Source organism: Clostridioides sp. ES-W-0016-02 (assembly GCF_020641035.1).
Taxonomy (GTDB): Bacteria; Bacillota; Clostridia; order Peptostreptococcales; family Peptostreptococcaceae; genus Clostridioides.
Genome location: NZ_CP061361.1, coordinates 1,751,910 through 1,772,148, shown reverse-complemented (window position 1 = coordinate 1,772,148; position 20,239 = coordinate 1,751,910). Strand labels below are relative to the sequence as shown.

Here is a 20,239-nt window from a genome sequence, read left to right as displayed (position 1 = left end):
TTACCTCGGTATTAGCATATCTTATGACTTAGCCTTCACCGATTTTGCTCGAAGGGGCGAAATCCACCCATTTTTTCTATGTCTGTGTTAGAGTTCGTAACTGTTGCCGCCATGACATCAACAAACATTCCTGTATCTTTTGCAGTTAGCCCTAAAGCAGTTAAACCATCAGTCACAATATCTGCTGTTAGTGCTAAATCTGTCTGACCTGTTGCTGCCAAATTCAAGATACCTGGTAAACCAGCAATCATTTCTTTACTTTTCCATCCAGCCATCCCCATAAAATACATAGCATTCCCTGCATCTTTAGCAGTAAAGCTAGTTGTACGACCCATTTCTCTTGCCATTGCAGTCATTTCTGCCATTTCTTTTGAATTTGCACTTGATACAGCTTGTGCATTTTTCATTGCCTGCTCAAAATCTGCAAATCCTTTTATAGCACTTCCTACTCCAACACCACCAATTAAGGCTGTTGCTGTTACTGCTAATTGTGCAAACTTACTAATAGTACTACTTATAAAAGAACTTATCTTACCATCTAAACCACTCAATGTCGGACTAGCTTCATCTTTTAATTTTACAATTGCTTGATAAGTCTTATTAGAAAACTCTTGTAATTTACTCTTAGTACGAGAAATAGCATTTAATGCTTCTTCCCCTTTTGCTTTAATATTTATTATTGTATTGTTTTTGAGTTCTCCTAATTTACTTCTAGTTTGAGAAATAACTCTTAAAGCTGGGTCAGCTTTCATATTTAAACTAATTATTGTAGCTGCAGTCAAATTTTGTACCTTTGCTTTTACTTTATCTACAATTTGACTAGCTTTGTCTCTAGCCTTTAATAAAACTTCTCTTTGTCTACTTGTAAGTAAACTATTTACTTTATTTTTAACTCTATTTACAACGCTAGATGCTCTATCTTTTGCGTTTATAGTTGTAGATATAGTTCTACCCACTCTTTTTAAGTTGTTACTAATTCTATTTACAACACTAGATGTTTTATCTTGAGCTTGGATAACTGGATTAGCTTTTATCCTATTAAGTGCTTTCATTCTCTTTTCTGTCTGTTTAGTGTATCTTTCCATAGCACTTAATTTATTTTTAGTTTGTTCATCTCCTGTAATATCAATAACAACATCAATGTGATACATCTCTTTTTTAGCTATTTCTCTCACCTCACTTTCGGTTTAAATTTTATTTCTTTTTCATAGCTTTGTTTTCTTGCTCTATTTCATGTTGAGTAAAAACTCTAAGAAGCTGTTGAGGTGTTTTCTCTCTTTTTAGAAAATCTTCAGGAAGAACACTATGTTTAACATATGCGTTATATAAAATAGTAATCTCCCCACCTCTTTTTATTAGTTTTTTATATCATCATCACTTAATTCTTCATAAAATCCAGATAACTCTAGTACTTCATCGCTAATTAATGCGATTTCACCTGCTAAAAACTTTCTTCTTATAAATTCCACTCCACTAGAAACATTCATAGAATTAAGAAGCCTTGCATCACTAAAATTAGGAACTATAGTAGCTTTTTCTATTAGAGCTATATTAAATTCATCTTCCATTAGTTTACTTTCCCTTCTACCCCTTACTTTCGTAACTTTTGTATATTTTTTCTGCAATGCACTTATCTCTTTTTCTGTTAAAGCTCTAAGTGTGAGTGGTATATCTAACCTTTTTACAAAAATAGTTTTTTCAGGTAATATAGCATCCTCTGTCAATTTCATAATTATATTATCTTCTTGTTGCTTTGCTATTTCATCTTTAGTAAGCTCTCTTTCTTCTTCTATTCCTTCATTTAAAAATTCTTTATCTAAGTTTTCCATTTTTAACTTCCTCCAATTTTATAGTTTTATAAAAAGCTACACATAAAATTAATTACATGTAGCTTAAATTTATTTATTATGCTATTTCATCTAACAACTCATATCCTTCAAAAGTTCCATCTATTTGTATTTCTATATTTTCATCAGATTTTATGCTTGCTAGTTGTATTTTATCTACCATACAATTTTTATATCTAATTCTTTCATATCCAACTAGCCCAGGATTTTCTATTTCTGTAATTATTTCAAATTTATTAAATCCTTTTTTAATCCATTTAGACGTAGTTTTAAGTACAGTAAAAGAGAAAGTACCTTTTTGAGTAGACGCTTTATTAAGTTCCCATTTGCAACCAATTACTCTAAAAGTCTTTTTATCATTTTCTACCTCAGCTGTAAATTCTGTTCCATATCCTTCTTCTTCTCCATCGATTATTATTCTAGCATTTGAACCATCAACAACATTTGCAGCATCTATAATATTTTCATCATATTTGCTCATCTTTTACACCTCCCTTATCCTAAATAACCAGTACCATATATTTTTTTCATCACATCAACCTTAATAGCATCCCATTTCCAGTAAAATTCATCTGCTTTGGCGGTTGCTTGAAGTTCTGTATCTATATCAACATTAAATTCTGATATAATACCTTGACTCATTAATTCTTCAAAATATTTCTTTAATGCACATATAACAGTTGTCTGCCCTGTCGAATCGTTGAATATCTTACCTACAAATTCCTTTCGCTTCAATGAAGTATCTTTATTTATAGTGTTAATAAACATAATATTAGAGATATATCCCATAGCTTCATTCTTATCATCTGTATACTTCTTAAATGTGTTTACATCATCAACTATAATCACGTCTCCATCATCAAAATCTAAGACCAGTGTCCCACTTTTCAAACACTCTTTAACTTCTGATTGACTTAGTCTTGGTTCCACTTCTTCAAATATAGTCTTAGCATTACATATACTACCTGTTATGCCTTTGCTTACTGCTAATGCTCCTATATAAACAGCTACTTCACTAGGTGTATATTTTATTCCCTCATAATAGGCTGAGCTTCCAACATTAACTATATTTTCATCATTAAAACCTTTTGATTTATCATTAATCTGTTTTATATTATCCTCTTTTTTCCCACCTAAAAATAATAATATATCTTTTCCTAATTCTTTATTCTTAGCCACCCAAGCCTTTGTAGTTTCCTGCAAAGCTTCGTCAGCCACACCATCAAGTGCAAAAGAATCAAAACTATATCTCTCAAATTCTTCTAATGCTTTTAGATAAGATTCATTAGTGATAGAAGTACAACCATCATTACCACCCTCAAGTGCTACATTTACTAAATTTGCTAATGTTGTATCACTATCAGATACTTTAGTTGCAACTATATATTCATTATCTAAATTTGAGTTTATTTCTAGCACTATTTCATCTATAGTACCTTTGACACTTGAACTAAATAATTGCTTAGTTCCTTCAAAGAAAATAAAATCCTTTTTATCTGAATCCACTAAATTTGATTTTATTGTTACATTAAAGTTTCTAGTTGTTGGATACTTAGTTTCTAGCTTAATTACATCTTTTGCAGTATTTTCTGTAGTATCTTTAAGTATTAATGTACCATTTTTTTGATTTCCATCTACAAGTCTATACAACAATAGTTCCTTTACATTCCCTAGTAAAGCTAGTTTTCCTAACTTGTAAGCTGAATAGTTAATATCATCACCAAGTAAAGTTTTAAGTTGTCTCAAATCATTTTTTATTGTTATTACCTTACCTACATCTCCCCAATTAGCTTTAACTGGCATTGCTAATCTACCCTTTAAACCTGTGTTTGTAGACTTTTCTGCTTGTGTTTTAAAGCGATTATAAAAACCAGGTATTTCTTTTTTTTCTTTTTCATTCCATGTTCCAGTTGCCAATTTACTTCACCTCTCTTTCTAAGAAATCTTTTATTAATTTTTCAAACTCTGCCTTTGTAAGTTCTTCTTTCTTGCAATTAAATAAAGCACCTGCAACTACTTCCTTCTTGTAGCCAAGTGCTTCACTATTTTTTAAGAAATCATTTTTCGAATATTTTTCTTCTTGCTTACTTATATTAGTCTTTTTATTATTTGTTTCAGCCAATTCTCGCACCTCCTATCTTAAGTTTCCGCTATTATAAATCTCATTCATAATAGGTCCTTCTCTTTTTATCTTACCTATCATTTTGAACACAACTGTTAATTGTCCTGTTGTAAACATGTCTGATTCTCTATCTTCAACTACGCTTACAAGAGTTAAATACATGTTTTTATCTTCTCTAAGTCTTACTCTCTTATCTATTATTAACTTAGTCTCTAATTCTTCAAGAAGCTTAACTATTTCATCCTTATTTTTGCTAACAACATGACATTTCATAGTTTTGGTAATCTCAATCAGATGATAGTTAATCCTTTTGTTTTCAACATTTGTAGTTCGCCATAATGCACATGGAGCTATAAAGTTTTTCTTCCAATTATCCTTGTAGCTTTCAATTTCTAATAAATCTCTTGTATGTCTTGATAGAGCTTCAACCCACCTATCACTAGTTATATCCTCTTTATCATCTAAAGCTATTATGCTAAACCTCAGACACCTTATTATGGCTTCCCATTCTTCATCTATGACATCTTGACCAACTGCACCTTCATAAATACATGTAAATACCTCGTTAGTAGTATCATCTGTTATAGTTTTAAAATCTAATATTTCTATAACTTCTTTTGTAAGTTCATCTAATTTATTAAATGTGGTTCTTTTTTCATATATCCAAATATTTATGGTTCTTCTAAAACCTATAACCTCGCCCTCGCTGTCAGAATCTTCGCCTTGAACAATTACAGCATATGGTTTTATAGTCTTTTTATTAGGTACAGTTGGTTCATAACAATCTTTAAGCCTTGGTATATTATCAATTAAGGTTTTTCTTATTCCTGCTCTCATATTATTTACTCCAATGCCCTTCTATTAATTTACCTATCTTAGGCATATTCCTACTGACTGTAGACTCTAAAGAATGTGTACCTTTAGTACCAGGATGTTGTACTTGTTTTACAGGATGTGAAGCTCCATTCCAAAATAAAGCTTTTGCACTTTTTGGTTTTATAATATGAGGTGCTGAACCTTCTTCTAAAACAGTTCCATAGTCAACCCCATGACCTAGACGGACAATGTATTTATTTCCTCCACCTAGACTAGTTCCTGTTATGCCTTGTCTTGCATTTCCTGTCCTATCAGTCCATTTTGCACTATTCTTAGCTTCTCCTTCTAACATAAAAGCTATATTCATACACAAAAGTGGCATTGTAGCCTTTTTCCTATCAATTTCATTTATAGCCTTAGTAAACACACTCATAATAAATCACCTCTAATCTAGCTTTTCAAGACCACATATATAACCACAAACCTGTTCCTCAACTACAATAGGATTTACATAGTTTAATTTCATAGTACCTTCAATACATTTAAAAGTTATCTCATTTTCTGTATTCAATCTTAAATCAGCTTCTTTATCTGCAACCATACCAAAATTTTTATTTTTATAAACTGTACCAATAGTTTCACTATTTATTACTGTATCATTAGTTTTTTCGGGATATATAACTACGGTTAATTCTTTTATCTCATTGGTAATATCAATAGCTCCATCCACTATATTTTTTACTTCTTGCTCTATAGTTATTGTTTGAGGATTTAAAGCTATCCCTCGATTGATAGTCTTTATTATCTTATCAGCTCTTAATTTCCTCATTGCCCATCAACTCTTGTCATAGAAGTTTTATATCCTGTAATAGTGGTTTCATTCTTTGATTTTTCTTCTAAATAGTCAGCTTTATATATACCTGCTAATGACAACCAATATGAACTATTACTACTCTTAGTTTCTATAGGACCTATTTTAATACAATCATCTGTAGCACCTTTTAATAAACAACCTCTCCATGAAGCTTTTAAAACATTATTCTCATTAGATTCTAATAACATCACAAGTTGTTCATCTGTAAAATAAGGATACTCTTCTTCTTGTAGATTGAGTTTTAATTTATCTAAATTGTTAATAGCCATGTCTACTCACCATCTTTGTTGAGAATCTCATTATTACTCTTTTCCTCAGCTTCTCCTATTACTTCTATATAGCCCTTTTCTTCCATGAGTTCTTGGTCAATTTTTCTAATCTCAAACACATCATCTAGTTTATAACAGTCATTATCATATTTTAAGTAAACCAAAGCTTTTACTTGCATTAAATTATCTTTCTTTTTAGCCATAACTATCACCCCTTAATTATGCTACTGTAGCAAAGAAACATTCATCAGCACGTTCAAAGCTTGGCATACCTAATTGTGATACCTTAGTTTGAACTGTTACTGGGTCAATTAATCTCATTGTTGTTATAGCAATACCAGTTCTAACAACAGAACAATCTAATTTAGAACCATATACTTTGTCAGCTTCTTCTGGTGTTGTTCCATAATAAGTTTTTCCTAAATCTCCGTCTGGAATAAAAGTTATTTTGTTGTCATGGAAATAAGATTCCTCACTTTCATCTTCTAATTTATATGTTCCACTTACTATGGCAACAGATAAACCAACTTTATTTTTAAGATAATTTTTAATCATTTCATCAGTTAAGATAACTCTACCATCTTTGTCTATATCCAATTTAATAGCTTTGTTTTTAGCAAAATACCCAAAGGTTTTACTTGTCATTACCATTCGCTTAGGTAACGGCTTCCCTTCATCTCTCATTATTCTCATCCATCTTTGAATATCTCCTATAATATCTGCATCTGGATTATCCCATGTTGCACTTCCAGTTAACACTTCTTTATGATTACTTGGAACTTCAAAGTCAAATACTAAATCTCCATCTTCTGATACTATATTTATTACTCCATCAGCTAGAGCTTGCATTCTCATTCTTTCCATTTGCATATCGCCACCATCTACAAGGGCTAAATAATTATCATATATTTGTGAAATTATCATTAATAATAGTTCTTTGTTTTGAGCTTTAGAAGCTAAAAGTAACTGTTGTCTATCTTCTTCATTTACAAGAACACTCTCTTTAAAAAACGGCATTCTCTTTGATTTAACTTCTATTTGAGCTTTTAATGCTCTTATTTTTACAGCAACATCAAAAGTACTTTGTTTTAACACCACTGGTTTTTTCTTCGCTCCCTTAATATATTTTAGGTCCATACCTATTTGCTTTTTTCTTGGAAACAAAGATTCGCCTATTAACATTTCTAGTGGTAATTTTTTTATATATTTAGCTATCTCCTTAGAGTCTATAAAGTCTTTCCAATCCATTTTAATTCCTCCTAATATTTTATTTTATAAAAACATAATCATTTTCATTGCTTGTTTTGCTTCTTCTGGTATAACTGATGGCAAGGTCTTTTCATCCACAAATCCAAATATTAGTACTGGAATACTTTCATTACCATTTGAATGAGTAAAATCTATATTTCTATATACTAGACCAAAAGCTTTATCATTTGTAACAGTTGTACCATCTACTAATTTTCCATCTTTTGATATTAATGTACCTGCTTTTAAAATTCTTTTTCCATCTACTACAACTACATCAGTTTTTTTCACTTTAATATTTATATTTTGAAATAAATTTCCTGCAAATTTTAATATGGTTTTATTTTCCCCCATGTAAATCTCAGATTTTTCTATACTCATATATTTTCCTCCTATTCTTCTCCAAAGAATTTCTTTTGAGCTTCTATATTTTCACTTTTTACTTTAGAGTCAGCTAGCAACTCACCTATACTACTTATTTCGTTATCATTATCAAGTAATGATGTTGTTCCTCCTTCTAGTCCTCCAGTTCCTACATTTTCATCATCTCCTTTATTTTTTTCATTATTAAATAAATAAGAATCACTTTGTTGATAAGCTTTTATCTGTTCATCTAATCCAATAATTTTGCCATCTACAAAGTTGATATTTTCCTTATTTATTAATGCTGATAAAGCTTTTGCATTTTTAGGATTATAACTTTCAATAGCCCTTTCAAGAGCTGTATTGAATTTTAAAACCTCAATTTCTTTTTCTGCATTTTCTTTAATTTCTTTATTTGCATTTTTAAGACTTTCAATTTCATCAGATAATTCTTTGTTGTCTTTAACTTTGCCTTGCAAGTCATTTAATTGCTTATCTCTATCCCCTATTTGCTTTTTATACTCTTTAATCTCTTTATTAGCATTTTCTAACTCTGCCTTTTCAACATACTTAGAGTTTTTAATATTGTCTAAAAGAAGCTTATTTTCTTTATCTTTAGATAATTTTTCATAAACTTTTTGTCCTTCTTCATCTCCAAGTAACTTTTTAAAATACTCTAACATTCAATTCCCTCCTTTAATGATTTTTGTAAATTTTTTACTACTTCATTTGTTACAAGATTTAAATCAAACATATTAGGTATTGATATTTCATCTGAAACAAGTTTTATTATATTTTCACTTATTATTAATGTATAATGAGAATTATAATTTTCTCTTAAAAAATCTACTACTGGATTACAAAGAGATTTCAATTTATATAACTCTAACTCTTTCCTTAAAACATTTTTTTCTTTCTTTTCATTATTTAATTTTCCTTGTAAACAATTTATTTCTTTAGATTCTCTTACTACTGATTTTATTCTTTCTTCTTCTAAATCCATACTTTATGCCCTCCTTATAATTAAACATAATAAAAGCACTCATTAACATTTAATTAATAAGTGCTTACTTTATTTTTGTATTAATTCTTTTAACTTTTCTTTGTATTCAGCATAACTACTATATTCATCATAGTTAAAGCCAGGTGCATTTTTACCATACTTCTCTTTATATAATCGTCTTAGCTCTAATAATTTTTTATCTTTTCTCATTTCTTCAAGCAATCTAAATCCCTCCTAACAATTCATTAAATATTTTATCCAAATCATTTAAATGTTCTTTAATAAAACTATTTATTTCTTTATTATTTTGATACTTTAGTGTAAATAAATTAGCAAATATTTCTTTCTCTTTATTTCTGTTTTTACTCCAATATTTTTCACTATGAGTTGCTAATAAATCCTCAAACTCATTATTGGATAATGCTCCTAGTATATCACTAATAAATTCATTATTATACAATTCATTAGAATTAATATATATACTTTGCAAGTTCTCAATATTCTTCATAACATATATAGAGCTACTTTCAATAGCTTTTTGAAACTTAATATTATTATAGCTCTTAATTTCTTTTATATCAATTCTATGTGCAAACTCATGAAGCAGGGCAGCTTCTTTATTATAAGACTTAAATTCCTTGATATTTGGATTAATACTAACTAAATCAACCTTAGTATAATAAATAAAAGGTATTTTTTGATTATTATCTATTATTATTTTATTTGATTTTACATACTTATTAATATATTTTTGAACATGCTTAGGTGATTTATTTGACTTATTCTTGATTGAATTAGTAATGTTCTTTTTAATTCTATCATCTTTACTATTTGTAGCTATTTTATTCTTTTTATTTCTTTGTTTCTTAATAAGTGGAACACTATTATTTTGTTGTACTGCTCCATTATACCAACTATCAAGAATATCATTATCTCCACCAGTTGTCCAATCATTCATCATTTTAGAAGCTTCACTAATTGGTACAATCACTTGAACTGGATAACAAAGACAATTTGGATGTGGAATAGGATACTTTTCGGGTAGGAAAACTCCCTCACCTAGACCAAAACGATTTTGTTCTGCATACTCGTCACATTCATCCTCGCCCCTCCATTTCACTTGTCTAATATAATGTTGAGAACTTAGGTTCCATTGTAACCCCACACAGAAAGGATTATTTATCGCATTTTGAACACTTGTTTCTACAAAAGCATGTGTTATAGAGGTTCTAGCAAGTCTTTGAGTTTGGTAAGATATACTTTTATTCATTCCAACTTCTAGCGTTTTAGCTTCTGTTTTTCTAGCTGGATTAACATAATTATCTAAGCTCTTTGATAAAATTTTTGCATTAGCACCTCTTGCAACACTAGCTTTTATTAATCTATCAATATCTTTTCTATTTTTATTACTATAGCCCCAAATTCTACTATCTAATGATCTTTTATCTTTATAAAAATTACCTGTTACCATTTTTTCCACTACACTAGTAGTTGTCTTTATACACATAGCATCACATGCAAGGTTCATAGATGTATTTGGAACTATTGATTGATAGTAATACATTTGTAATTCTTTAGCTATATTAGAAGCTTCTATTATACTTTTTTCTGCAACAGGTACTATTCTTTGATTTAACTCATTGATATACTTCTCGATTGATTTATTTAGTTTTTTTAAGTATTTAGTACTTAGATTTAACTCTTTATTTTTAGCAATATCACTTAAAATAGTTTTACTGGCATCTTTATATACATTTAATATCTCTAATTGTACTTTTTTATCTAATAATAAAAGTTTCTTTCTAGCCTCTAGAACCTTTTTTGTATAAGCATTGTCCTTCATAACAACACCTCATTACTTGCCACTATTATCAGATTCATTGTTTAATTCTTCATCAATATTATCAATTTCTATTTCTGCGTCTTTTCTGAACTGGTCTTGCTCTACTGATTGTATCTTTTCATTATCTTCTAATACTTCATTAAATGCTTCCTCATAATCTTCATCATCACCAAATTCTTTTATATAATTTCTATGACTTCTAACATTATTGTTCACTTCTTCAAGTGCCAATCTCTTTGAATCTTCTTCATCTTCTGGAATAGGATAATTTTTATTTAATACAATAGAAAATATTAAATCATCCCAATCATGATTCCAATCATCATAACAATTAAATTTACTACATGCTTCAACGATTAGTCTTAACATACTTCTTATTGCAGGTTCCCAATCATTCCACTTTTCTGAACACCTTGCAATAAGTTCTGTATATAAATATTTCAAAGCTTTGGCACTAGGTATATTCTGTAATTGCTCTGGTCTAGGGATTGCAAGTTTTTCGTACATACTATCCTCAAGTCTTTTAAAAAAGGAGTCGACTGGGTCTGCATTTGAAAAACTACTCTCAACTCTATATGCTTGTGCTTGTTTTCCTTTTTCTGAACCTTCTTCAAGTGTTTTTAATGCCATTAAAGCATTCGGAGCAATCTTACAAGCATTAACTGTTTCTTCTGTCGCATCTACTACAACAGTTTGCCCAAACATTAGAAATTTTAAAGAGTCATTAAAATCTGATAATCTTTTATTATAAGTATCTTGTAATGGCTTTAAATCCTCAATATCACTAATGCCTGTGATATTTGTAATACTTTGTTCATTAACAATTATCCAACATGGTATTTTAGAAAGCTTGGTATCACTTTCTTTTACTTCAATAGGCTTAGATAAATTATCACCTTTAAATTTTTCTACTCTTAAAAAACAACTTTCTTGGTTATTAACACTACTTTCTTTCATGTAATAAGTATATCTATACCATATTTGGTTCGCTATTACTTCTTTTATGGTTGAAGCATCAAATCTAACAAATATAACAGATTTTAATTTTGTAATGTCATTACTATCAACTTGATATTTAAAATCATCTATAGAATGATAAAATAGCCTTATAGGTTGATTTGGTTCAGCTTCTAATCTTAATAAAACTCTTTTTGTTATAGTTGCTATCTTAAAAGCTTTTAGTGTGTTGCTCCAAAACTTACTGGCATTTAATATTGAATCAATATATTGTCTTAATTCCTCACATGTTTCTTTATGTTCTTTCTCATATGCTTTAAGTATTATAGTTGGTTCTTTTCCAAACATAAAACGAGCTTGTTTATTTATAAGTGGTTTTACCTTATTATCTATAATCTGAGAAGGTGTATAGTCTAAATTATCAAAAGTAATCCAACTTTGACCTAGAAAATCATCATCTAATAATCCCATTGTTTTATTTCTACATTCACCTAAATAAAACAAGAAATCTCTTTCTGCATATTTTCTATCTTTTAATTCTTTTTCATCCAAATTAAGCAAGATATTTTTTATACTCACTAAAATACAGCCCCTCCCTTCTTGTTATACTGATTTGGTATATTATTTTTCTTCAATCCTAAACCTTTATTGTAAATATCATTATTATATTTTAACTCCTTAATATCTGACACTTCATAACCATCAAGTGCATACCATATAGCACTAAATGTATGAGGGTCTATATTAAATTCATCATATATTAAGTTTCCATTTTTATTTGTAGCGTATGTTAGGTTCTTTAACTCTTTTATTGTATGTTTACACTCACTTGAACAATAAATCTTTTTAAGTCTCTTAACCTTCTTAGTATTTTGTAGTCTACTTCCAGCATATTTCTTAGCACCAAATATATTAAAACCTTGTTGTCTAAAATATTTTATAGTTTTAGGTTCAGCAGCATCAGCTTTTATTAGTTCTTGAGTATCTTTAAACTCTTTAATATCTTTAACAGTCACATCATCTGTAGTTTGATTCTTATAGTACTCCCAATAGATATACAAATATTTGTTTTCATGGTCTATAGCTAATCTTAAAAGTGCATTGTATGATTTTTCAAATCCAAAATCGAATCCAACTTTATAATACCTTTGTGGTATATTAGATATTTTATTTATAACTTCTTGATGTTCCATAACTTCAAATTGTGGTAATACTTTAGTTCCATTTATACCAAATCTTCCTTTTCTTGCTATTCTGTATAAGTCATAGTCATATTCTTTCATTTCATCAAGCTGTTCAATATAGCTTTTTGGCAGAAAAAAATTATCATCTGCAACTGAATGATGATAATATGTATTATTTTTTATTACTATTCTATTTTTATATAACACAGTATCATCTAATACAAACCTGTCTTTTTCTTCATCTCTAAAGAAATGTTTATAGGTCCAGTTATCTTCGCCAATTGGATTAGTTGAACAAATTATATGATTAGATAGACTAGGATGTCTCAAACGTCCTAAGAGTTCTTTAAAGCCAGTGTATTTGACTTCTGAACATTCTTCCAACCATATTATAGATACACCATTTATTGATTTTAATTTAGCTGGATTATCCATTCCTTTAAAAATTATCTTACTTCCATTTGGAAATATAACTCTCATAGGACTCGTTTTAAATGATAATATATCTCCTAAACCCATACTTTCTGCAACTTCTTCTAATAGAGAAAAACAACTATCTCTCATTGTGTCATATACTTCTCTTACCACTAAAGCTTTTCTTTTTTCTTCAAGAAGCTTAATGATTAATTTAGTTGCTACATGATAACTCTTTGAACTTCCATATCCTCCAACAAGAAAATAAAATTTGTAATCCCAATTGAATATAAAATCATAAAAGTGGTCATTTGATATAAATTTACTTTCCATTTTCTCCACTCGCTTTCATAACTCTTACAGTTATCTCTTTATCTGTATCATCTTTATTCAGGTTATCAACCTCACATTTTAACTTTTCAACTCTATTTTTCTGCTCCTCTGTAGCCAAATTCCAATCCTTATGAATCATTTCATCATATTGCTTTATAAGACTCCTTAACTCACTCATAGCTCTACTCTGTGCATTAAGAAAAGATGCTTGCCTATCCCATGCAAATTGAAATTCATACTCTATCTTCTCGCCATTTTCTGTGCTTTCATGTTTCTTTAACTCTTTAATCATTTCTTCTTTATCTTTTACATACATTATCTTTTGTGCTCTTATTATTGCTGCGTATTGAATGGTTATCTGTTCCCAAAGAATATCGAATTTATCTTTTATGGATATTTCTTGTATCAATTCCCTAGTTTCTTCGGGTAAATATTTTGAGAAGAAACCAAATTTTTCAGCGTTCTTATTTCCGGGAGGTCCGGTGGCATTTTTATTACCTATGGGTGCACCCCTTTTATTTTTAGATGCACTCTTCTTTTTCTCAATAGCCCAATTGCATCTCTTAATCCATGATTTTAAAGTATTTAAACTAATGCCATATTTTGCTGAGATTTCCTTTTGTTTCATACCTTTTAGGTAATCTTGTTTTACTTTTTCTTTCACATCTTGCACCTCACCACCTCGTTTGTTTGTCGTTTTGGGAATAAAAAAAGAACCCTGGTTAGAGTTCTTTTTTTATCATTAGTCTATAACTTATTTAATATTCTGTTAATAGTATTAATTGCTAATTTTAGATTTTCTTCACTAGACTGTATTAAAATATTGAATTTATTATATATATCTGGTCTATCCTTTGTTCCAATATTATTTCTAATTTGTACTCCACTTATTATCATAAATGGGGGTCTGTCAAGATATTCATTCATTAATTCTAGTTTTAATACTTCTAGCTGCCCTTCATTAACTTTAATTCCTACATATTTTTTACCACAAACATCAATAATATCTGTTTCTTTAATTTTTTTAGTGTACATATTAATCCCCTCCAAAGTATAAAATTCAACTTCAAAGGTCAATATCCTTCAACAATCGTTTGGCAACTACAAAATAATTCTATTATTCTCCTTTTATCTTATTACTTCCCAATCCTCTGCAAATATATCACTTACACTTGGAACCCATGTATTAAAAGAATTTAATGTGTTTTTTATTACAAAGAATGGATAAATTTCTGAAAACTCATAATTTCCGCCTTTATCCATTTGCACATACATTCCTTTTCCATTCCAACATAATCTAAATGCTTTTTCTCCATTTTTTAATAATGGTAATACTTCTTCAAATTTCATAATTTTTCTCTCCTCCTTAATTTATTGTATAAAAATAGACCATCCATCAAGATAGTCACTTTAAATCATTTCTATTAATTCCTTAATCTTTTTATATACTTCTTTATAATTCATATCTTTATCTATTAACTTAGGCAATTTCATAGAGATAATTCTTTCAAGTGCTTGTATATCAAACAGTTCACTTTGATTTAACTCATCTCTTTTTACACCCTTTGGTATACCTAATTTTTTTCTTACAAGTTCAGTAAAATGTTTATAATACATCTGAGGTTTATTACTTCCTTGACTAGTAGCATGATAAACAAACTCTTGTATTTCATCTGTAAAATCTTTTCTTACCTTTTTACCTTCTGTTCTTATCTCCAGCCATTCTTGGTCTTTTTCTGTAGCAATATAATAACCATGTATTCTAATTTGTTTAAGCGTTTTTGTAACCCATTTTGTAAATAACTTTGCTTCTGCTTTATTACTTCTAAATGACATATTGTACACAGCTTCTTCTGTGACAAAGACTTCTCCACGATTATTCAACTTAGCTTTAAAATTTCGGTTATCGGAAACTCCGACATCTGAATCCTTAAATTTCTTTTTATATTCCCTATCTATATTTCTTAATGTGTCATGAATATTTACTATGCCTAATTCCTCTCCTACATCTCCAGCATGAAACCAAACGTCTTCTCCATCTTTTGACCATATCATCCTTACATTTTTCTCTTGTAAAATTTTCAACATACTACTACCTCCTAAATTATTTATTAATAAAGGATATTCAGTTTGAGCACCCTTATTTTCGACCCCTCAATATAAGGGATTAAAAATTGCATTAAAAAAGACCTAGAAATTAATCTAAGTCTTATTCGCTCTATCTTTTGCTTTCATATTTACTATATAATTTGCTGTAAGCACTACTCCTCTTATCAATAAATCTTCACTAATAGCACTTTTTCCTATAAAACTCTCAACATATTCAACTCCATAATCTAAGAATTCATCATCAGCATCTATATTAAATTCATCTAATTCTTTTATTATCTTTTCTCTTAAATCATTCATGTTTTTATTCTCCTTATTTACAAATTAAAAAAGACTAAGTCGGGGTAACTTAGTCTTTTTCAAGGGGATATATTATACACTTGTTTCATACTACCATTATAACAGGGGTTAAATATCATTAAAATATCATCTTTTTATCATGTATTTATCAAACAGTTAATTTCAAGCCATCTACACCAAATAAATATATACCAAGTTCTATTATCATCTCATTAACCCAACGTCTTGATGTAACTACTCCACAGTTTAATATTTCTGATATTTCTTCATAAGTTTTTTCATCAAAATAGTAAAGCTCCAATGCTCTATATTTTTCATATGATTGTAATCTCTCTTGTCTTAACTTTAAAGTTTTTAATGCTGAATCTATATGAGCTATCATAATAATAGTTCTTGTTTTACTTTTTTTAATGCTTAAAATATATAACTCTTCATCTTCAAAATCAGATAAATTTTCTTCTAAATAATCTCACAAACTACAAAGCCATCTATTTTTGGCATCAGTATGTCTAATAAAATCAAATTGTTGCTTTTTAAACTTTTCAATTCCATCAAGACCATTATTTGCTGTTATGATAGTATAATCTGCATTTTCTAAAAATGTTTTTATTATATTTTGGATATCTATATCGTCTTCTATGACCAATATTCTCTTTGACAAGCTTATCCCCTCTTTCTATAATTATAAACTTTAGATTGTATAACATATTTAGATTATACACTATCTTTATGTTTTTGATGTGTAGCATATGGTACTTCTCCTAAGTACTTTTCATATTATATTTATAAAATTGCGAAGTCAATATAATAAAAATATGAATTTTTTCTTATTTTATCTTTATTAATTTTTTTTATAAATACTAAATTTTATTTGTAAATATATAGCAATTTTTATATTATTTCTATATAATATATATGAGTAAATAATTTTGGAGGATTTGTCTAATGAGTGAATTTAAAGATGTTACTGCAGTAAAAAAAGCAAACGTTTATTTTGATGGTAAAGTAAGTAGTAGAGTAATAATATTTCCTAATGGAGAAAGAAAAACTTTAGGATTGATGTTACCTGGAGAGTATACTTTTTCTACTAGAGAAGAAGAAATAATGGAAATGCTTGCTGGAAGCATGGATGTAAAACTACCTGGAAGCAATGAATTTGTGACATATAAAGAAGGTCAAAAATTTAATGTTCCTTCTGATTCAAGTTTTGATTTAAAAGTTAATGAAGTTGTTGATTATTGCTGTTCATACATAGCTGATTAATAAATATATATGATATTCTTATATAAAATTTAATGTAAATAAAAAAAGAACAACTATATTTAATATTAAGTTGCTCTTTTTTTTATATTGCTCAAATTAGTTTAAATCTGGAACTATTGTGTCTAGTATCTCATCTAATACAAATAACATAACTTTTATCATAATCGGCATTAACACTGCTAATACCATAGTTATAAGGATTAGCTCTTTACTTAGAGCTACAAATGAGAATAATCCACCTAAAAATAGAATCCCAATAACAAATGCTATGGTCATGCTTACAATTAAAAATAATCTTTCTTTATTAAATGGCAAGCATTGCTGTCTTAGTATTAAAAGACCACATATACCAGTTAATATAGCACACATTGTGGAAAATACACTTGAACTATAACCTAAATATTCGACTATATTGTAAACAATAATTACATTTAATGTTACACATAATGCTCCTGGTAAAGCATTTTTTAATATATTAAGTAAAAAATTTCCTGAAATTCTACTTCTATTTGCCTCAAGAGCTAAAAAGAATGATGGTATACCTACTGTTACAGCTCCAATCAATGATAATTGAATTGGCACAAATGGATACTGTCTACTAAAGAAAAATAATGTTAATAGTGATAAGAAGAATGAAAAGATTGTTTTTACTAAAAACAAAGAAGATGCTCTTTGAATATTATTGATTACCTTTCTCCCCTCCATAACAACCTTTGGCATGGATGCAAAATTTGAATCTAATAAAACTAAATTAGAAACATTTTTGGTAGCATCACTTCCAGATGCCATTGCAATACTACAGTCAGCTTCTTTAAGTGCTAACACATCATTTACACCATCTCCTGTCATTGCTACTGTACGATTTTGTTGTTTTAATGCTACAATCATTTGTTTCTTTTGTTGTGGGCTTACTCTTCCAAAAACACTATATTTATCAACAGCATCGTATATGTCTTTATCATTTTTAAGTGTTGTTGCATCAATAAATCTATTAGCTGTTTTAAGACCTGCTTTTCTTGCTACTTCACTTACTGTTATTGGATTATCTCCAGATATAATTTTTATATCTACACCTTCATTATAAAAAAATTCTAAAGTTTCCTTAGCCTCATTCCTAATTTTATCTAATATCAATATAAAAGCAAGCGGTTTTATATCTTCAGGTATCTTATTATCTTCCATGTAAGAGTTACTATGAGCTAAAGCTATTACTCTATTTCCTGCTTTAGAATATTTTTCAATTTCTATTTTTAAGTCTTTATATCTATCTTTAAAAATAAACTCAAAGGCTCCTATTAAGTATGTACCTTCATTTTCAAAAACAACACCACTGTATTTTCTTGCTGATGAGAATGGAATCAAATTTTTAACTTTATACGTATCTGAAATATCATATTTATCTTTTATAGCATTTAATGTCGCATTATCATCTTTAAGAGAATTACACAAATTTCCCATAATCTCATTTACATCAACTTTTTCAAGCATTACTACGTCATCAACTTGCATTTTACCTTCTGTAATTGTACCTGTTTTATCAAGACATAATGTGTCAACTCTAGCAAGAGTCTCTACACAATATAATTCTTGAACTAAAGTCTTGTGGCTTGCAAGTTTTATTGTCCCAACAGCTAAGGCAATACTTGTAAGCAGAGTTAATCCTTCTGGTATCATTCCATTTACAGCTGCCACAGTACCTACTACAGATGTTACTATAGAATCTCCATTTCCAAAATGTTGTTTTACAAACAATATAATTCCTAAAGGAATAATTATTACACCAACAACTTTTAATATTGCATTTAATGAATTTCTGAGTTGAGAATTGTGTTTCTTGGAAATTTTAGCGTCACTAGCTATCTTATTTGCATAGTTATCTTTTCCTATATTTTCAACTTTTACAAATGCATCTCCAGAAACTACAAAACTACCAGAATATAAAAAATCACCTTTGCTTTTTACAATAATATCAGATTCTCCTGTGATTAGAGATTCATTTACCTCTAAATTTCCTTCTAAAACTTTTGAATCAGCACAAATTTGATTTCCTGTTTTTAAAATCATAATATCGTCTAGCACTAATTCTTGAACATCAATCTTTATTTTCTCTTTTTCTCTTATAACAGATACTTTGCTTGATACTATAACAGATAGATTGTCCAACAATCTTTTTGCTCTTATTTCTTGAATCACACCAATAATAGTATTAATTACAGCAATAAATATAAATAAGGTATTTTTAAAAGAGCCAACTGAAACTAGCAAACAAACTAAAACAATATTTATAAGATTAAAAAGTGTAAATATATTATCTTTAAAAATTTGCTTGTATGTTTTAGTTTTTCCATTGTCAAATACATTAATTAAATTGTCTTCTATTCTACTTTTAAGTTGTTCACTGTTTAATCCAACATTTATATCACAATTATATCTTTTTAAGTTAACTTTATCCATATTATACTCCTTTCAACTTAACTTTTTCTTTAATAGTAATATCTATAAATATATTGTAAAATTCTAATTTAGTTTAATATATCTTATTGTAGTTTATATAATAAAACATAAATCTAAAGATTTAAATATCATAATTCTTAAGATTTCCTAAATTTTTTATGAATTTCGATATATTCTTATTAAGTTTAAATTAAGTTAAAAGAATAAATAGGTTTATTCCCTATAAAATAAAACTAGTTTGTATATTCAATTTCCAAATCTTCATGTTTTCCTTTACCATATATAATCATTCCTATAACTGAAATTATTATAAGCATACTTCCTACAATACTATAAAAATTGAACTTTTCATTCAGTAAAAATACTCCTGCAAATATAGATACTACCGTAGCGATATTTGATAATATTGATGTAAATGATATTGTTCCAATTAGTTGCATTGCTGCTGTTATTTCAATTGGTGTAAATTCACTTTTAGATAATTTTCTTACATATACACCATATGCACCTGCACAAATTACTGCCGCAAGTATCATTATTCTTCCAAGCATACTACTTGTTTGATTACCTGTATTTTGTAAATTTACTATTATAACTCCAAAAACTGCAATTACGATACACACTACTTGTTTTAAGTTCATTTTTTCATTTAAAAATATAATTCCCATAATCCCTGTAACTACTGGTATCATAGATATCATAACTCCAACTTCTGATGTAGATGTATACTTAACTCCAAATGTCTCAAGCATAAAATATAGAAATGGTTGAAACATACATAAAATCAAGAGGGATTTAAATCCTTACATTTTCTAGTAATATATAAAAAACTTTAACAGT

Annotated in this window: 28 protein-coding genes; 1 reads left to right on the top strand and 27 read right to left on the bottom strand. The window is 28.4% G+C overall.

The window, feature by feature from the left end; translation table 11 throughout:
* Window positions 1-35: 35 nt before the first annotated feature.
* The 25 genes from IC758_RS08555 to IC758_RS08435 all read right to left on the bottom strand — a co-directional run bounded on the left by IC758_RS08555 (window position 36) and on the right by IC758_RS08435 (window position 16,343).
* Window positions 36-1,175, bottom strand: coding sequence for a phage tail tape measure protein (locus IC758_RS08555; protein ID WP_227860892.1), 1,140 nt, complete (start codon window positions 1,173-1,175; stop codon window positions 36-38).
* Between the two features lie 180 nt (window positions 1,176-1,355).
* A complete protein-coding gene (locus IC758_RS08550; protein WP_015994353.1) occupies window positions 1,356-1,829 on the bottom strand; it encodes a phage tail assembly chaperone in 474 nt (157 codons plus the stop codon).
* A gap of 76 nt (window positions 1,830-1,905) precedes the next feature.
* Entirely contained in the window at window positions 1,906-2,328 is a 423-nt protein-coding gene (locus IC758_RS08545; RefSeq protein ID WP_095905078.1) for a phage tail tube protein, read from the bottom strand.
* Window positions 2,329-2,342: 14 nt separating this feature from the next.
* Window positions 2,343-3,764, bottom strand: a complete 1,422-nt coding sequence (locus tag IC758_RS08540) for a phage tail sheath subtilisin-like domain-containing protein (RefSeq protein ID WP_227860891.1) — start codon at window positions 3,762-3,764, stop codon at window positions 2,343-2,345.
* 1 nt (window position 3,765) lies between these two features.
* A complete protein-coding gene (locus IC758_RS08535; RefSeq protein WP_227860890.1) occupies window positions 3,766-3,978 on the bottom strand; it encodes a hypothetical protein in 213 nt (70 codons plus the stop codon).
* A 3-nt stretch (window positions 3,979-3,981) separates the two neighbouring features.
* The gene (locus IC758_RS08530; RefSeq protein WP_227860889.1) at window positions 3,982-4,806 is read right to left on the bottom strand and encodes a hypothetical protein; all 825 of its coding nucleotides are present in this window, start codon (window positions 4,804-4,806) and stop codon (window positions 3,982-3,984) included.
* Between the two features lies 1 nt (window position 4,807).
* The gene (locus IC758_RS08525) at window positions 4,808-5,218 is read right to left on the bottom strand and encodes a hypothetical protein (RefSeq protein WP_227860888.1); all 411 of its coding nucleotides are present in this window, start codon (window positions 5,216-5,218) and stop codon (window positions 4,808-4,810) included.
* Between the two features lie 12 nt (window positions 5,219-5,230).
* The gene (locus IC758_RS08520; RefSeq protein ID WP_227860887.1) at window positions 5,231-5,614 is read right to left on the bottom strand and encodes a hypothetical protein; all 384 of its coding nucleotides are present in this window, start codon (window positions 5,612-5,614) and stop codon (window positions 5,231-5,233) included.
* Entirely contained in the window at window positions 5,611-5,928 is a 318-nt protein-coding gene (locus IC758_RS08515) for a hypothetical protein (RefSeq protein WP_227860886.1), read from the bottom strand. The genes IC758_RS08520 and IC758_RS08515 overlap by 4 nt, the downstream gene beginning before the upstream one ends.
* Before the next feature lie 2 nt (window positions 5,929-5,930).
* Window positions 5,931-6,131, bottom strand: coding sequence for a hypothetical protein (locus tag IC758_RS08510; RefSeq protein ID WP_227860885.1), 201 nt, complete (start codon window positions 6,129-6,131; stop codon window positions 5,931-5,933).
* 16 nt (window positions 6,132-6,147) lie between these two features.
* Window positions 6,148-7,176, bottom strand: coding sequence for a major capsid protein (locus tag IC758_RS08505; protein ID WP_227860884.1), 1,029 nt, complete (start codon window positions 7,174-7,176; stop codon window positions 6,148-6,150).
* A 24-nt stretch (window positions 7,177-7,200) separates the two neighbouring features.
* Entirely contained in the window at window positions 7,201-7,557 is a 357-nt protein-coding gene (locus IC758_RS08500) for a hypothetical protein (RefSeq protein WP_227860883.1), read from the bottom strand.
* 11 nt (window positions 7,558-7,568) lie between these two features.
* Window positions 7,569-8,222: a phage scaffolding protein gene (locus IC758_RS08495; protein ID WP_227860882.1), complete on the bottom strand. Its 654-nt coding sequence runs from the start codon at window positions 8,220-8,222 to the stop codon at window positions 7,569-7,571.
* The gene (locus IC758_RS08490; protein WP_223195774.1) at window positions 8,216-8,542 is read right to left on the bottom strand and encodes a hypothetical protein; all 327 of its coding nucleotides are present in this window, start codon (window positions 8,540-8,542) and stop codon (window positions 8,216-8,218) included. Before IC758_RS08490 ends, IC758_RS08495 begins: the two co-directional genes overlap by 7 nt.
* A gap of 69 nt (window positions 8,543-8,611) precedes the next feature.
* Complete coding sequence (locus IC758_RS08485; protein WP_227856101.1) at window positions 8,612-8,764, bottom strand: hypothetical protein; 153 nt, start codon at window positions 8,762-8,764, stop codon at window positions 8,612-8,614.
* A 1-nt stretch (window position 8,765) separates the two neighbouring features.
* The gene (locus IC758_RS08480) at window positions 8,766-10,385 is read right to left on the bottom strand and encodes a hypothetical protein (RefSeq protein ID WP_227860881.1); all 1,620 of its coding nucleotides are present in this window, start codon (window positions 10,383-10,385) and stop codon (window positions 8,766-8,768) included.
* A 12-nt stretch (window positions 10,386-10,397) separates the two neighbouring features.
* Window positions 10,398-11,921 (bottom strand): phage portal protein, encoded by a 1,524-nt coding sequence (locus tag IC758_RS08475; protein WP_227860880.1) that lies wholly within the window; start codon window positions 11,919-11,921, stop codon window positions 10,398-10,400.
* Complete coding sequence (locus tag IC758_RS08470) at window positions 11,921-13,273, bottom strand: PBSX family phage terminase large subunit (RefSeq protein WP_227860879.1); 1,353 nt, start codon at window positions 13,271-13,273, stop codon at window positions 11,921-11,923. The genes IC758_RS08475 and IC758_RS08470 overlap by 1 nt, the downstream gene beginning before the upstream one ends.
* The gene (terS, locus tag IC758_RS08465) at window positions 13,263-13,946 is read right to left on the bottom strand and encodes a phage terminase small subunit (RefSeq protein ID WP_227860878.1); all 684 of its coding nucleotides are present in this window, start codon (window positions 13,944-13,946) and stop codon (window positions 13,263-13,265) included. Before terS ends, IC758_RS08470 begins: the two co-directional genes overlap by 11 nt.
* A 74-nt stretch (window positions 13,947-14,020) precedes the next feature.
* Entirely contained in the window at window positions 14,021-14,308 is a 288-nt protein-coding gene (locus IC758_RS08460) for a hypothetical protein (RefSeq protein ID WP_227834536.1), read from the bottom strand.
* A 93-nt stretch (window positions 14,309-14,401) separates the two neighbouring features.
* Complete coding sequence (locus IC758_RS08455) at window positions 14,402-14,623, bottom strand: DUF2829 domain-containing protein (protein ID WP_227834537.1); 222 nt, start codon at window positions 14,621-14,623, stop codon at window positions 14,402-14,404.
* A 60-nt stretch (window positions 14,624-14,683) separates the two neighbouring features.
* Window positions 14,684-15,361 carry a Bro-N domain-containing protein gene (locus IC758_RS08450; protein WP_227834538.1) on the bottom strand — a complete coding sequence of 226 codons (678 nt, stop codon included), beginning with the start codon at window positions 15,359-15,361 and terminating at the stop codon, window positions 14,684-14,686.
* A gap of 114 nt (window positions 15,362-15,475) precedes the next feature.
* A complete protein-coding gene (locus tag IC758_RS08445; RefSeq protein ID WP_227834539.1) occupies window positions 15,476-15,682 on the bottom strand; it encodes a hypothetical protein in 207 nt (68 codons plus the stop codon).
* 148 nt (window positions 15,683-15,830) lie between these two features.
* Window positions 15,831-16,064, bottom strand: a complete 234-nt coding sequence (locus tag IC758_RS08440) for a sigma factor-like helix-turn-helix DNA-binding protein (protein ID WP_227834540.1) — start codon at window positions 16,062-16,064, stop codon at window positions 15,831-15,833.
* Between the two features lie 87 nt (window positions 16,065-16,151).
* Window positions 16,152-16,343, bottom strand: a complete 192-nt coding sequence (locus IC758_RS08435; RefSeq protein WP_227834541.1) for a response regulator — start codon at window positions 16,341-16,343, stop codon at window positions 16,152-16,154.
* A gap of 284 nt (window positions 16,344-16,627) precedes the next feature.
* Between IC758_RS08435 and IC758_RS08430 the strand changes: the two genes are divergently transcribed.
* Window positions 16,628-16,945 carry a pyrimidine/purine nucleoside phosphorylase gene (locus IC758_RS08430; protein ID WP_227433130.1) on the top strand — a complete coding sequence of 106 codons (318 nt, stop codon included), beginning with the start codon at window positions 16,628-16,630 and terminating at the stop codon, window positions 16,943-16,945.
* A gap of 96 nt (window positions 16,946-17,041) precedes the next feature.
* Here the strand turns inward: IC758_RS08430 and IC758_RS08425 are convergent, their stop codons facing one another.
* Together IC758_RS08425 and IC758_RS08420 are read right to left on the bottom strand one after the other, a co-directional pair.
* Entirely contained in the window at window positions 17,042-19,399 is a 2,358-nt protein-coding gene (locus IC758_RS08425) for an HAD-IC family P-type ATPase (protein ID WP_227834542.1), read from the bottom strand.
* A 233-nt stretch (window positions 19,400-19,632) separates the two neighbouring features.
* Window positions 19,633-20,187 carry a DMT family transporter gene (locus IC758_RS08420; RefSeq protein ID WP_227831086.1) on the bottom strand — a complete coding sequence of 185 codons (555 nt, stop codon included), beginning with the start codon at window positions 20,185-20,187 and terminating at the stop codon, window positions 19,633-19,635.
* Window positions 20,188-20,239: the final 52 nt, after the last annotated feature.